The 13,384-nt window shown below is 61.4% G+C and carries 11 protein-coding genes and 1 riboswitch; of the genes, 6 read left to right on the forward strand and 5 right to left on the reverse strand.

Going from position 1 to position 13,384, the window contains the following annotated elements; all coding sequences use genetic code 11:
• Nucleotides 1-41: 41 nt before the first annotated feature.
• Nucleotides 42-449 carry an acyl-CoA thioesterase gene (locus DLD99_RS26895; RefSeq protein WP_007959686.1) on the reverse strand — a complete coding sequence of 136 codons (408 nt, stop codon included), beginning with the start codon at nt 447-449 and terminating at the stop codon, nt 42-44.
• A gap of 197 nt (nt 450-646) precedes the next feature.
• A riboswitch (S-adenosyl-L-homocysteine riboswitch) is annotated at nt 647-745 on the forward strand.
• A 22-nt stretch (nt 746-767) separates the two neighbouring features.
• Between DLD99_RS26895 and ahcY the strand changes: the two genes are divergently transcribed.
• The 4 genes from ahcY to rhlE2 all read left to right on the forward strand — a co-directional run bounded on the left by ahcY (nt 768) and on the right by rhlE2 (nt 6,292).
• Nucleotides 768-2,177, forward strand: coding sequence for an adenosylhomocysteinase (ahcY, locus tag DLD99_RS26900; protein WP_085709106.1), 1,410 nt, complete (start codon nt 768-770; stop codon nt 2,175-2,177).
• 191 nt (nt 2,178-2,368) lie between these two features.
• A complete protein-coding gene (gene metF / locus DLD99_RS26905) occupies nt 2,369-3,214 on the forward strand; it encodes a methylenetetrahydrofolate reductase [NAD(P)H] (RefSeq protein WP_114886047.1) in 846 nt (281 codons plus the stop codon).
• Between the two features lie 168 nt (nt 3,215-3,382).
• Complete coding sequence (locus tag DLD99_RS26910) at nt 3,383-4,195, forward strand: substrate-binding periplasmic protein (RefSeq protein WP_114886048.1); 813 nt, start codon at nt 3,383-3,385, stop codon at nt 4,193-4,195.
• Between the two features lie 222 nt (nt 4,196-4,417).
• Complete coding sequence (rhlE2, locus tag DLD99_RS26915) at nt 4,418-6,292, forward strand: RNA helicase RhlE2 (protein WP_085709104.1); 1,875 nt, start codon at nt 4,418-4,420, stop codon at nt 6,290-6,292.
• A gap of 69 nt (nt 6,293-6,361) precedes the next feature.
• Here the strand turns inward: rhlE2 and DLD99_RS26920 are convergent, their stop codons facing one another.
• The 3 genes from DLD99_RS26920 to DLD99_RS26930 all read right to left on the reverse strand — a co-directional run bounded on the left by DLD99_RS26920 (nt 6,362) and on the right by DLD99_RS26930 (nt 9,677).
• On the reverse strand, nt 6,362-6,955 hold the full coding sequence (locus DLD99_RS26920; protein WP_085731599.1) for a YceI family protein: 594 nt from the start codon (nt 6,953-6,955) through the stop codon (nt 6,362-6,364).
• 31 nt (nt 6,956-6,986) lie between these two features.
• Nucleotides 6,987-7,538 carry a cytochrome b gene (locus DLD99_RS26925; RefSeq protein WP_114886050.1) on the reverse strand — a complete coding sequence of 184 codons (552 nt, stop codon included), beginning with the start codon at nt 7,536-7,538 and terminating at the stop codon, nt 6,987-6,989.
• Nucleotides 7,539-7,880: 342 nt separating this feature from the next.
• Nucleotides 7,881-9,677 carry a flavin monoamine oxidase family protein gene (locus DLD99_RS26930; RefSeq protein ID WP_114886052.1) on the reverse strand — a complete coding sequence of 599 codons (1,797 nt, stop codon included), beginning with the start codon at nt 9,675-9,677 and terminating at the stop codon, nt 7,881-7,883.
• A 224-nt stretch (nt 9,678-9,901) separates the two neighbouring features.
• Between DLD99_RS26930 and DLD99_RS26935 the strand changes: the two genes are divergently transcribed.
• Together DLD99_RS26935 and DLD99_RS26940 are read left to right on the forward strand one after the other, a co-directional pair.
• On the forward strand, nt 9,902-11,308 hold the full coding sequence (locus DLD99_RS26935) for an adenosylmethionine--8-amino-7-oxononanoate transaminase (protein WP_114886054.1): 1,407 nt from the start codon (nt 9,902-9,904) through the stop codon (nt 11,306-11,308).
• 50 nt (nt 11,309-11,358) lie between these two features.
• Nucleotides 11,359-12,078 carry a 16S rRNA (uracil(1498)-N(3))-methyltransferase gene (locus tag DLD99_RS26940; RefSeq protein WP_114886056.1) on the forward strand — a complete coding sequence of 240 codons (720 nt, stop codon included), beginning with the start codon at nt 11,359-11,361 and terminating at the stop codon, nt 12,076-12,078.
• Between the two features lie 11 nt (nt 12,079-12,089).
• Here the strand turns inward: DLD99_RS26940 and DLD99_RS26945 are convergent, their stop codons facing one another.
• Nucleotides 12,090-13,331: a D-amino acid dehydrogenase gene (locus DLD99_RS26945; RefSeq protein ID WP_114886058.1), complete on the reverse strand. Its 1,242-nt coding sequence runs from the start codon at nt 13,329-13,331 to the stop codon at nt 12,090-12,092.
• Nucleotides 13,332-13,384 lie beyond the last annotated feature (53 nt).

Genomic DNA, 13,384 nt, shown 5'->3' on the forward strand with positions numbered 1-13,384 from the left:
CGACACGCGCCGCTCGGCTTCCGTTCTGTGGGGTGCGCCGATTACTCGGTAACGGGCGTTTCATCCTTGAACTGGTCTTTGACGTATTTGATTTCGGTCCGCCCGTGCGGCGCCGGCAGGCCGTCTTCGCCGAGGTTCACAAAAACCATCTTCTCGACGGTCAGGATGCTCTTGCGGGTGATCTTGTTGCGCACTTCACAGGTCAGGGTGATCGAGGTGCGGCCGAACTCGGTGGCGGTGATGCCCAGTTCGATGATGTCGCCCTGGCGCGAGGCGCTGACGAAGTTGATCTCGGAAATATACTTGGTCACCACGCGCTGGTTGCCCAGTTGAACGATGGCGTAGATCGCCGCCTCTTCGTCGATCCAGCGCAGCAGGCTGCCGCCGAACAGGGTGCCGTTGGGGTTGAGGTCTTCGGGTTTTACCCACTTGCGGGTGTGGAAATTCATCTTCACTCCTGAGCGTCTTGCCGAATGATGGGGCCATCTTGGCAGACTGAGCGGTCATGCTCCATGAGGCTTCTACTATGGTCGCTATTAATGATCTTCATCTGGCCGACAGAAACCCTTTGGAAGATCAGTCTAGACGGCTATAATCGCCCCCGTTTCAAAACGGTAACCTTCACTTGGTACCGTTTTCCCGCCACCTGTCCGAGGGGCGCTGCAGCAGGTTCAACCTGTCAGGCTCGGATGGGGCGTTGACTGGCTCAGGCCGGACACTAAACGCACAACGGCGCCCATTCGCATACATTACGAATGGAGGCTCTCATGAGCGCTGTTATCACGCCTGCAGATTTTAACGATTACAAAGTTGCCGACATGTCCCTGGCTGCCTGGGGCCGTCGTGAAACCATCATCGCCGAGTCGGAAATGCCGGCCCTGATGGGTCTGCGCCGCAAGTACGCTTCCGAGCAGCCGCTGAAAGGCGCAAAAATCCTCGGCTGCATCCACATGACCATTCAGACCGCCGTGCTGATCGAAACCCTGGTTGCCCTGGGTGCCGAAGTACGCTGGTCGTCCTGCAACATCTTCTCGACTCAGGATCAGGCCGCCGCTTCCATCGCCGCTGCCGGCATCCCGGTTTTCGCCTGGAAAGGTGAAACCGAAGAAGAGTACGAGTGGTGCCTGGAGCAGACCATCCTGAAGGATGGCCAGCCATGGGACGCCAACATGATCCTCGACGACGGCGGCGACCTGACCGAGCTGCTGCACAAGAAATACCCACAGGTTCTGGACCGCGTTCACGGCGTGACCGAAGAAACCACCACCGGCGTACACCGCCTGCTGGACATGCTGGCCAAGGGCGAACTGCGCATCCCGGCCATCAACGTCAACGATTCGGTGACCAAGTCCAAGAACGACAACAAGTACGGCTGCCGTCACAGCCTGAACGACGCCATCAAGCGCGGCACCGACCACCTGCTGTCCGGCAAGCAAGCGCTGGTCATCGGCTACGGTGACGTGGGCAAAGGCTCGGCCCAGTCCCTGCGTCAGGAAGGCATGATCGTCAAGGTTTCCGAAGTCGACCCGATCTGCGCCATGCAAGCCTGCATGGACGGTTTCGAACTGGTTTCGCCGTTCATCGACGGTATCAACGACGGCACCGAAGCCAGCATCGACAAAGCGCTGCTGGGCAAGATCGACCTGATCGTGACCACCACCGGTAACGTCAACGTTTGCGACGCAAACATGCTCAAAGCCCTGAAGAAGCGCGCCGTTGTCTGCAACATCGGTCACTTCGACAACGAAATCGACACCGCTTTCATGCGCAAGAACTGGGCATGGGAAGAAGTGAAGCCACAGGTACACAAGATCCACCGTACCGGCCCGGGCGCTTTCGACGCTCAGAACGACGACTACCTGATCCTGCTGGCCGAAGGCCGTCTGGTGAACCTGGGCAACGCCACTGGTCACCCAAGCCGCATCATGGACGGTTCGTTCGCCAACCAGGTTCTGGCGCAGATCTTCCTGTTCGGCCAGAAGTACGCCGACCTGTCGCCAGCCCAGAAAGCCGAGCGCCTGACTGTTGAAGTACTGCCGAAGAAACTCGACGAAGAAGTGGCCCTGGAAATGGTTCGCGGCTTCGGCGGCGTGGTCACCCAACTGACCAAGCAACAGGCTGACTACATCGGCGTGACCGTCGAAGGCCCGTTCAAGCCGCACGCTTACCGCTACTAAGAAAAGAGCAGCTGCGAGCCTCAAGCTTCAAGCGGCAAGCAAGGCCACAAGCCGGGCTTGCCGTACGAAGCTTGAGAGCTCTGCCCCTATTTCAAAACAGTTTCAGGCAGCAGGTTTCACGCACGAGAGATCAGCGCACCTCCGCTTCTCTCGAAGCTTGTAGCTTGCCGCTCGTGACTGGAGGTCCCCCGATGTCCCAAGACCGTCGCTACAGCTTCGAGTTCTTCCCGACCAAGACCGATGCTGGCCATGAAAAACTGCTCGCCACTGCCCGTCAGCTGGCCACCTACAACCCTGATTTCTTTTCCTGCACCTACGGCGCGGGCGGTTCGACCCGTGACCGCACGCTGAACACCGTGTTGCAGCTGGAAAGCGAAGTCAAAGTACCCGCCGCCCCGCACCTGTCGTGCGTCGGCGACAGCAAGGACGACCTGCGCGGCCTGCTGAACGAGTACAAGGCTGCCGGCATCAAGCGCATCGTTGCCCTGCGTGGCGACCTGCCGTCCGGCATGGGCATGACCAGCGGCGAGCTGCGTCACGCCAATGAACTGGTCGAATTCATTCGTGAAGAAACCGGCAATCATTTCCACATCGAAGTGGCCGCTTACCCGGAGATGCATCCGCAAGCGCGCAACTACGAAGACGATCTCGCCAACTTCGTGCGCAAGGCCCGTGCCGGCGCCGACAGCGCGATCACCCAGTACTTCTTCAACGCCGACAGCTATTTCTACTTCGTCGACCGTTTGCAGGCGCTGGGCGTGGACATTCCGGTCGTGCCGGGGATCATGCCGATCACCAACTACAGCAAACTCGCGCGCTTCTCCGATGCCTGCGGTGCGGAAATCCCGCGCTGGATCCGCAAGCAACTGGAAGCCTACGGCGATGACAGCCAGAGCATTCAGCGCTTCGGCGAGCAAGTCGTCAGCGAAATGTGCGAACGCCTGCTGCAAGGCGGTGCGCCTGGCCTGCACTTCTATTCCATGAACCAGGCCGAACCTAGCCTGGCGATCTGGAACAATCTGAAGTTGCCACGATAAAACAGCGGCAAGCTTCAAGCTGAAAGCCACAAGCAAGATCAAAAGATCGCAGACTGCGCCAATGCCTATAAGCGTTTCGTAGGTGCGATCTTTTGCTTTCAAGGCCCGAAACAGAGCTTCTGCAGCCAGTTTCTGGCTCTTTGGCGTTTCTCGTCGTAATCTCAAGTCATGCCTTTGATCACGCAGTTATTCGCCGTGCTGGTTTTTGCTTGCCTGAGCTTTGCGGCTCGAGGCGAGAAGCTGCGTATCGTCACCGAACCGTGGGCGCCGTACGTTTACGAAGAGAACGGAAAGAACCTCGGGCTGGACTACGAAACCACTGCCATTGTGTTCAAACGTCTGGGCATCGATGTCGAGTGGCAGTTCCTGCCATGGAAGCGTTGCCTGTCGATGCTCGAAACCGGGCAGGCCGACGGTGCGCTGGACATCTTTCACAGCGACGAACGCGACGCCACCCTGCTCTACCCGAGCGAACCGCTGTCGGACGTCGAGTTCGTGATGTTCTACGCCAACGACCGACCGCACCCTTTTCGCAGCCTTGAAGACCTCAAGGGCCTGACCATCGGCACCTCGCCGGGTTATCTGTACAGCCCCGACTTCAGTGAATCGACCCTGTTCAACCGGGAACCGGCCCCGACCCACGAAGCCAATTTCGGCAAACTGGTGCGCGGGCGCATCGACCTGCTGATCACCGATCGCCGCGTGGGTCAGCATTTGCTCGATGAACTGAATATCCGCGATCAGATCACCGAAAACCCCACCGTCATTAGCCGTCAGAGCCAGTTTCTGGCCGTGCGGCGCAATGCGGGGATGGATTTGCTGGTGCAGCGCTTCGGCGCCGAGCTCAAGCGTTTCAAGCGTGAGCCGGCCTATGCCGAGCTGAGCGCGCGCTACGGTGCAGCCCCGGTTTCGGAAAAACCCTTGAGCAGCGCCACCGCCAGCGGCAAAACCGTTGAGCAGCAGGAAAGCGGCGCGCAGTGATTGCTCTGTTATACTCCGGCGTTCCCGCCAGGCTCACGCCCGGACGCCCGGAACCGTTACAGGCCTCCCGACCCGCTACAGCGCAGCTTTTCAGCCCGCGCGAGCGCTCCGGACGTGCCTTCGGAACCGCAGCAGGACCGGACGGGATTGCGTCCTCTTAAACGCCATTCGCGCCAGGCAAGACTCCCATTGGGCCAAGCCCTAACTAAAACAGGATTACTCATGTCCTTTGCTTCCCTCGGTCTCTCCGAGGCTTTGGTCCGCGCTATCGAAGACGCGGGCTATACCGAGCCTACTCCGGTGCAACAGCGGGCCATTCCCGCCGTGTTGCAAGGTCGCGACCTGATGGTTGCGGCACAGACAGGTACCGGTAAAACCGGCGGTTTCGCCCTTCCGATCCTGGAGCGGCTGTTCCCCAACGGTCACCCGGACAAATCCCAGCGCCACGGCCCGCGCCAGCCGCGCGTCCTGGTCCTGACCCCGACCCGCGAACTCGCGGCCCAGGTACACGACAGCTTCAAGATCTACGCCCGTGACCTGAAATTCGTCAGCGCCTGCATTTTCGGCGGCGTCGGCATGAACCCGCAGGTTCAGGCCATGTCCCGTGGTGTGGACGTACTGGTTGCCTGCCCGGGTCGTCTGCTCGACCTGTGCGGCCAGGGCAGCATCGATCTGTCCCACGTTGAAATCCTCGTGCTGGACGAAGCCGACCGCATGCTCGACATGGGCTTTGTCCATGACGTGAAGAAAGTCCTCGCCCGCCTGCCGGCCAAGCGCCAGAACCTGCTGTTCTCGGCGACCTTCTCCAAAGACATCACCGACCTCGCCGGCAAGCTGCTGCACAACCCGGAACGCATCGAAGTGACGCCGCCGAACACCACGGTCGAGCGCATCGAACAACGCGTCTTCCGCCTGCCGGCCAGCCACAAGCGTGCGCTGCTGGCCCACCTGATCACCGCCGGCGCGTGGGAACAGGTGCTGGTGTTCACCCGCACCAAGCACGGCGCCAACCGTCTGGCCGAGTACCTGGACAAACACGGCCTGCCGGCTGTGGCGATCCACGGCAACAAGAGCCAGAACGCCCGCACCAAGGCCCTGGCCGATTTCAAGGCCAACCAGGTACGCATCCTGGTTGCCACCGACATCGCGGCGCGCGGCCTGGACATCGACCAGTTGCCACACGTGGTCAACTTCGAACTGCCGAACGTCGATGAAGACTACGTGCACCGCATCGGTCGTACCGGCCGTGCCGGTCGTTCGGGCGAGGCGATCTCGCTAGTCGCGCCAGACGAAGAAAAACTGCTGAAAAGCATCGAACGCATGACCAAGCAGAAAATTGCCGACGGCGACCTGATGGGCTTCGATGCCAGCACCATCGAGGCCGAGAAGCCTGAAGTGCGCGAACGTCCGGACATGCGCAACCCGCGCAACGGTCGTGGCCCGCGCGGCGACGGCCCGAATGGCGGCGGTGGCGGTGGTCGTAAAGACAAAGGCAAAGACAAGGGCAAGGAAAAACCTGCCGGCGAACGCGGTGAGCGTGGCGAGCGTCCAGCCCGTCAGCAGAAACCACGCGAAGGCACCCCGGCCCGCGAACAGCGTCAGCCAAGCCAGCCGCCACGTGCTGCGGCTGATCGTGCACCGGACGAGTTCCTCGACGACGATATCGATAACTTCGGCAACCGCGTTGACTACGTGCCGAAGCAGGCACCTGCAGGTGGTCGCAACCGTCGCCCAGGCGCTCCGGCGCAGGGCGCAGGTTCGGGCGCTCCGCGCGGCGGCCAGTCGCAAGGTCGTCAGAACGGCCCGCGCAACAGCAACGGTTCGAGCACCGGCACCCCGCCGGGCAAACGCAACGGCCCGCGTAACGGTGCCCCGCGTGATGGTCAGGGTCGTCGCGACGAAAATTCGCGCAACCGCCGTCCGGCCCGTGACGATCAGCAACGTGCCGAACCGGCCGTGCAGAACCCGCGCAGCAGCGGCCCGAAGATCATGCACAAGGAATCGAAAGCCGACCGCTTCCCGACGCCTGAGCAGCTCGATCAACTGCCAAGCCGCCCACGCGGTGAGAAACCGGCCTTGCTGACCCGCAATCGCTGAGTTTCGACAAGGCAATAAAAAACGCCCCCGGTCGCAAGACCGGGGGCGTTTTTGTATGTCTGGCGAAAATTACTTCGCTTTGACACCTTCGAACGAGATGTACAGGTCGACTTTGTCGGACTGTGGACCCAGGTCCATCATCTTGCCGAAATCAGAACGCTTGATGCTGGTGGTGCCTTCGAAGCCGGCACGGTAGCCGCCCCATGGATCCTTGCCTTCACCCAGGAAAGTGGCCTTGACCACGATCGGCTTGGTCACGCCGTGCAGGGTCAGGTCACCGGTCACGTCAGCAGTGTCTTTGCCATCGGCGTTCTTGCCGGTGGACTTGACGCTGGTGGAGACGAACTTGGCGTCAGCGAATTTGCCCACGTCCAGGAAGTCTTTGCTGGCGATGTGCTTGTCACGCTCGGCATGGTTGGTGAACACGCTGGCGGTCTTCACGTCGAACTCGATCTTGCTGTCTTCAGGCTTGGCAGCATCGAAGCTGAACTTGCCGCTGATGTCCTTGAAGGTACCGGTGATGTAGCTGTAGCCCAGGTGGCTGATCTTGAAGTCGACGAAGGCGTGCTGGCCTTCCTTGTCGACGGTGTAGTCAGCGGCCATTACGTTGGCGGACAGCACGGCAGAACCGATTGCCAGAGCGGCCAGAGTCTTTTTCAACATGCTTTCTTTTCCTTTGAGTCGAGGTTGAGCTTCAGGCTTTGCGACCGAGCATTCGAGTGAGGGTCGCATCACGATCGATAAAGTGGTGCTTCAATGCTGCCAACGCATGGAGGCCGGAAAAAATTACCAGCGCCCACGCCAGGTACAAGTGAATCACCCCGGCGGTATCTGCCTGATCCGGTAGTCCGGAAACCAGTGCAGGAACTTCAAACAGGCCAAACACCGGAATCCCGACACCGTCTGCGGTGGAAATCAGGTAACCGGCAATCATCACGGCGAACAGCGCAAGGTACAGAAACCCGTGGCCGAACCTGGCGCCGATGCGGGTCATGCGGCTGTAGCTTTGCAGCGTTGGCGGCGGTGGACTGATAAAGCGCCACAGCACCCGCAACACCATCACAGCCAGCAGCACCAGACCGATGCTCTTGTGCAGATCCGGCGCGTCTTTGCGCCAGGTGCTGTAGTAATCCAGCCCCACCATCCACAGACCGAGCGCAAACAGCCCGAAGACCGCCAGCGCCACACCCCAGTGCATGAAGATGCTGACCCAACCGTAGCGCGAAGAAGAATTACGTAGCTGCATTGCCCAAATCCTGTGAGAACTGCGAACCAAGACTAGCGAGTTATCTATCGAATTAAAGCGGAAAATTTCGCTTTGAAATATCGAGAAATACGATCAAGAGTCTTGAACAAGGGGGTTAAGGAAAGATTAAAGGGGAAAAGTGTGACGGGAGATTAGCTGACAGGTCTTCAATTTACAGTGCCCACGTTGATCCCATCGCGAGCAGGCTCGCTCCCACATTCGACTGTGTTCCTTCAGCTGGAATGCAATCTCCTGTGGGAGCGAGCCTGCTCGCGATTACGATCTTTCAGGCAATAAAAAAGCGCGGCCTGAAAGCCGCGCTTTTTCATTCACCGCAAAGCCTTACTGCGCTTTGGTATCGGTCGCTGCTGCCGGGGCCGCAGCCGGTTTTGCGGCTGGCTTCTTCGCCGGTTCAGCCTTTTTCGCTGCCGGTTTGGCCGGGGCTTTTTTCGCCTCGGTCTTGGCCGCAGGTTTTTTCGCTGCCGGCTTGGCCGGTGCTTTCTTGGCTGGCTCGGCCTTCACCGGAGCCGCTGGCTTCGGCGCTTCCACCGGGGCTGGCGCAGGTGCCGGAGTCGGTGCAGGCGCCGGAGCGGCTGGAGCTGGTGCCGGCTCTGGGGCTTTTACTGGCTCCGGTTTCTTCTCGTCATCCGAACCACCGAACAGGTTGGTGAAGAAATTGCCTTTCTTCGCCGCCGTGGCCGCACCTGCTGCGCCTGCCGCCGCTGCTGCGGTGGCGGCCGCCGGGCCGACCTTGATCGGTTCGAAGGATTTGCCTGCCGCCAGGTCTTCAACCTGACTGGCTGCACGTTGACCGGTGCGCAGAGCGCCTTCCAGGGTGCCTGGGTACAGGGTGTCAGTGTGCTCACCGGCGAACGCTACGCGCTGCAGCGGACGCTCCCACAGGCGCCAGTACTTGCTGATCTGGCCCGGGCCGAAGGCCAGGTACGAACCGCCAGTCGACGGGTCGGTGCTGTAGCGACGGATTTCATAACCGGTGAACGCGCCACGGGCCTGTGGATAAAACGCGTGCAGACGAATCAGCACCTGATCGACCATCTGCTTGTCGCCGAAGGCCTGCATGACGCGGGCGTTGTCGCCGGACAGGTTGATCACCACGTTGGCGCCGCCCTTCAGGGCTGGTTCGATCCACAACATGCCCAGACCGGTGTTGCTGTAGATCTCACCGGACATCCGCGCCTTGCTTTCCCAGACCGGCGTCTTGAACTTCAGCATGATCTGGTCGCGCCAACCGTAGTTGGTGCCCTTGATCGCGGCCAGGTGCTGGGCATCCAGGGCCGGGGTCAGCTGGATCTTGTCGAGGGCGCGCAATGGCACCGCCAGTACGACGTAGTCTGCCTGGTAGCCCACGCTGCCGACCTTGACGGTCACGCCGTCCTTGTCCTGGACGATCGCGGAAACCGGCGAGCTGGTCTTGATGGTTTTCAGTTGCTTGACGAAGGCCTGGGCCAGCACCGGGCTGCCGCCGACCAGACGCGAAGCGCGCATGTCACGGTCGGACACGCCGCGATAAACGCGGCTCTGCTGTGCGTAGTACAGCAGCGACAGACGCGACGGTTCGTCGTAATGGGTGCGGATATCCTGGTTGATCAACTGACGCGCAGTAGCAGGCAGGTTCTGCTTGTCGAGCCAGCTTGACACGTTGATCTGGTCCAGTGCGTGCAGGGTGTTGGTCGCCGCCGGGTTCTGCGGATCGTCAATCGAGCGCGCCAGATCGTCACGGGTTTTTTCGAAGGTTTTCAACGCCTGGGCAGTGGCCGGTTGCTTGGTGGCCAGATCGGCGGCAGAGAAATACTCGCCATCGATCAGATAACCCGGGGTACGCACGAATTCAGGGGCCGGCGTGGTGCTCAGTTTGAAAGTCGAGACGTACTTGTTCAGCACAGGCTGAGCCTTGTCGTTGCCGATCCACTCGCTGGTGGCCATGCCCGAGCGACCGCCCAGGCTCGGTTTGGCTTCCAGCAGCGTGACCTGCCAGCCCTTGTTCTGCAGTTCGTAAGCCGCGGTCAGGCCCGACAGGCCGCCGCCGATCACGATCGCGGTTTTATCCTTGGCCAGCGCCGTAACGCTGAAAAGCCCCAACACCACAAGCGCACAGGCGCGCAGCCAACCGACAGACATTCAGCGAACTCCGGAAAAACACGTAGGAAAAAAGCAGTTTTGCGGGTCAGTCGACCCAAAGAACCGCGAAGAATACGTCAGCCATCAAAACGCCGCCAGCGACGTCTATCGGCCCATACAAAGTAGCTCAATCGACGCAATGGGTTGTCCCGGCGCGACGCATTGCATAGGCTTGCGCGATTGTTTGCCCGCGCCTGACGCGAGCCGCCTCGAGGAGACTGAACATGGGCCTGAACAACCAGTGGATGCAACGCGATCTCGCGGTGCTGTGGCATCCCTGCACCCAGATGAAAGACCACGAACAGCTGCCGCTGATCCCGATCAAGCGCGGTGAAGGCGTGTGGCTTGAGGACTTTGAAGGCAAACGCTACCTGGATGCCGTCAGTTCCTGGTGGGTCAACGTGTTCGGCCACGCCAATCCGCGCATCAACCAGCGCATCAAGGATCAGGTCGATCAGCTGGAACACGTGATTCTGGCCGGTTTCAGTCATCAACCGGTGATCGAGCTGTCCGAGCGTCTGGTGAAGATGACGCCGGAGGGCCTGAACCGGGTGTTCTACGCCGATAACGGTTCGTCCTGCATCGAAGTCGCGCTGAAAATGAGCTTTCACTACTGGCTCAACCGCGGCCAGCCGAACAAGAAACGCTTCGTCACCCTGACCAACAGCTACCACGGCGAAACCATGGCGGCGATGGCGGTCGGCGACGTACCACTGTTCACCGAGACCTACAAAGCGCTGCTGATGGACACCATCAAAGTGCCGAGCCCGGATTGCTACCTGCGCCCGCAGGGCATGAGCTGGGAAGAACACTCGCGCAACATGTTTGCGGCCATGGAGCAGACGCTGGCGGAAAACCATGACAGCGTCGCTGCCGTGATCCTCGAGCCGCTGATCCAGGGCGCCGGCGGCATGCGCATGTATCACCCGGTGTACCTCAAGCTGCTGCGCGAAGCCTGCGACCGCTACGGTGTGCACCTGATCCACGACGAAATCGCCGTCGGTTTCGGCCGCACCGGGACGATGTTCGCCTGCGAACAGGCCGGCATCCGCCCGGACTTCCTGTGCCTGTCGAAAGCCCTGACCGGCGGTTATCTGCCGCTGGCGGCGTGCCTGACCACCGACGAGGTGTACAGCGCGTTCTACGACGATTACCCGACCCTGCGCGCCTTCCTGCATTCACACAGCTACACCGGCAACCCGTTGGCGTGTGCGGCGGCGCTGGCGACCCTGGATATCTTCGAACAGGACAACGTGATCGAGAACAACCGGGCGCTGGCGCAACGCATGGCGTCTGCGACCGCGCATCTGGTGGATCATCCGAATGTTTCGGAAGTCCGTCAGACCGGCATGGTGCTGGCCATCGAGATGGTCAAGGACAAGGCCACGAAAGAGGCCTATCCGTGGCAGGAACGTCGCGGTCTGAAGGTGTTCCAGCACGCGCTGGAGCGTGGCGCGTTGCTGCGTCCGCTGGGCAGCGTGGTGTATTTCCTGCCGCCGTACGTGATCACCCCGGAGCAGATCGACTTCCTCGCCGAAGTCGCCAGCGAAGGCATCGACATTGCTACCCGTGACAGCGTCAGCGTGGCGGTGCCGAAGGATTTCCATCCCGGATTCCGTGATCCGGGCTAAGCGTCACTCGCCAGAACAGCGATCTTGATTCAATTTTCTAGAGAACCACCATGAGACTGTCCCGCTTCTTTATCGACGCCCCGCTCAGCACCGGCGAACACGAACTGCCGGAAGCCCAGGCGCATTACATCAGCCGCGTGCTGCGCATGGCCGAGGGCGATGCGGTGCAGCTGTTCGACGGCTCCGGCCACGAGTTTCGCGGATCGCTGGTGGAAGTCGGCAAGAAGCGCGTCGTGGTACAGATCGACGAGCAGTTCGCCGGTCAGGTTGAATCACCGTTGCACATCCATCTCGGTCAGGGCCTGTCCCGGGGCGAGCGGATGGACTGGGCGATCCAGAAAGCCACCGAGCTTGGCGTGAATGAAATCACCCCGATCTTCAGCGAACGCTGCGAAGTCCGGCTCAAGGACGAACGTGCCGACAAACGCCTGCTGCACTGGCGCCAGGTGGCGATCAGCGCTTGCGAGCAATGCGGTCGTTCGCGGGTGCCGGTGATTCATCCACCGGTGCTGCTGGCGGACTGGCTGAAACAGACCGAGGCCGAATTGAAACTGGTCCTGCACCCGGTGGCCGAGCCGTTGGTCAGCCACGCCAAACCATCGACTCTGGCATTCCTGATCGGCCCCGAAGGCGGTTTGTCCGACGCCGAAGTCGAGCAGGCCAAGGCCAACGGCTTCCACGCCGCCCGCCTCGGCCCGCGCGTGCTGCGCACCGAGACGGCGCCGGTTGTGGCGCTGGCGGTGGCGCAGCAACTGTGGGGGGATTTCTAAGCATTTGGCGTTCACGCCGCACGGGGATTGAACCCGTGCAGATCAATCGATGTACGCTGCTGACCGATCAGTTCGCTGAGCAACTGCCCGCTGCCGCAGGCCAGGGTGAAACCGAGCGCGCCGTGGCCGAGGTTGAGCCACAGATTGCGATACGCCGTGGCGCCCAGCAGCGGTACGCCGGTGGGGGTGGCCGGGCGCATGCCGGCCCATTCGACTGCGGCGTCGTAGTTGCCGGCATCGGGAAAGGTGTCGCGGGCCTGGCGCTTGATCAGTGCCAGTCGCTCGGGGTCCACCGCCGGATCGAAACCGACGATGTCGACCATCGCCGCCACGCGTAACTGTTCGCCGATGCGCGCGTAGACAATCTTGCGGTCGTAGTCGGTGATGCTCACGTCCGGCGCCCGATGCTCGCTGCCAATCGGCACGGTCAGGCTGTAGCCCTTCAGCGGATACAACGGCAGGCGCAGGCCGGGCAGCGCCAGTGACGGGCTGCGATGACCGGCGGCGATCACCAGTTGTTCGACCGGCAGGGTTTCGTCGCCAAGCTCAATCGCGGCGACAGCGCCGACGTTGTGGCGAATGCCGGTGACTGCCTGACCGAGGCGAAACTCGCAGCGGCCCGACGCTTTCAATCGCGCCGCCAACTGTTGGCAGAAACCGTGACAGTCGCCCACTTCTTCATCCGGCGTGTAGATCGCGCCCACAAACGGCGCATCGGTCAGTGCCGGGTCCAGTTGCGCACATTCGGTGGCGGACAACACCTGCTGTTGCTGCGGATCGGCCAGGACCTGGCGCGCATGATCGAAGCTGGCGGCGTTACGGAAGGTCACCAGTTTGCCGTTGCGCCGCCAGTTGAAACCGACGAGTCCGTCGTCCTCGCGCCAGCGTTTCAACGTGCTCTGGCTGAACAGCGCCAGACGCAACAGATGCGCCGCGTTTTCCCGGTTGACCGAGGTGCGGCAAGCGGCGAGAAACGAGGCCATCCAGCGCCACTGCGCCGGGTCCAGGCGCGGGCGAAGTTTCAGCGGTGAATCGCCGCGCAGCATCCAGCCGATGGCCTGCAACGGCACGCCGGCATCGGCCAGCGGCGCCACATAGCGGTAGGACAACTGGCCGCCGTTGGCGAAACTGGTTTCGCTGCCCAGCGACTGCCGCGCCTCGACCACCGTCACCTCGAAGCCGTCGCGCACCAGCGCATAGGCCGTTGCCAGGCCAATCACACCGCCGCCGATGATGCACACACGCTGAGCCATGTCCGTCCTTAATTCTTTTTGAAGACGAGGCCGAGGTTAGGGTGAGGTGACAG

Origin of the sequence: Pseudomonas kribbensis, assembly GCF_003352185.1 — a bacterium.
GTDB classification, from domain to species: domain Bacteria; phylum Pseudomonadota; class Gammaproteobacteria; order Pseudomonadales; family Pseudomonadaceae; genus Aquipseudomonas; species Aquipseudomonas kribbensis.

Coding starts and splice junctions, on each gene's coding strand:
- DLD99_RS26895 (WP_007959686.1), bottom strand. CDS start 449: ATGAATTTCCACACCCGCAAGTGGGTAAAACCCGAAGACCTCAACCCC.
- ahcY (WP_085709106.1), top strand. CDS start 768: ATGAGCGCTGTTATCACGCCTGCAGATTTTAACGATTACAAAGTTGCC.
- metF (WP_114886047.1), top strand. CDS start 2,369: ATGTCCCAAGACCGTCGCTACAGCTTCGAGTTCTTCCCGACCAAGACC.
- DLD99_RS26910 (WP_114886048.1), top strand. CDS start 3,383: ATGCCTTTGATCACGCAGTTATTCGCCGTGCTGGTTTTTGCTTGCCTG.
- rhlE2 (WP_085709104.1), top strand. CDS start 4,418: ATGTCCTTTGCTTCCCTCGGTCTCTCCGAGGCTTTGGTCCGCGCTATC.
- DLD99_RS26920 (WP_085731599.1), bottom strand. CDS start 6,955: ATGTTGAAAAAGACTCTGGCCGCTCTGGCAATCGGTTCTGCCGTGCTG.
- DLD99_RS26925 (WP_114886050.1), bottom strand. CDS start 7,538: ATGCAGCTACGTAATTCTTCTTCGCGCTACGGTTGGGTCAGCATCTTC.
- DLD99_RS26930 (WP_114886052.1), bottom strand. CDS start 9,677: ATGTCTGTCGGTTGGCTGCGCGCCTGTGCGCTTGTGGTGTTGGGGCTT.
- DLD99_RS26935 (WP_114886054.1), top strand. CDS start 9,902: ATGGGCCTGAACAACCAGTGGATGCAACGCGATCTCGCGGTGCTGTGG.
- DLD99_RS26940 (WP_114886056.1), top strand. CDS start 11,359: ATGAGACTGTCCCGCTTCTTTATCGACGCCCCGCTCAGCACCGGCGAA.
- DLD99_RS26945 (WP_114886058.1), bottom strand. CDS start 13,331: ATGGCTCAGCGTGTGTGCATCATCGGCGGCGGTGTGATTGGCCTGGCA.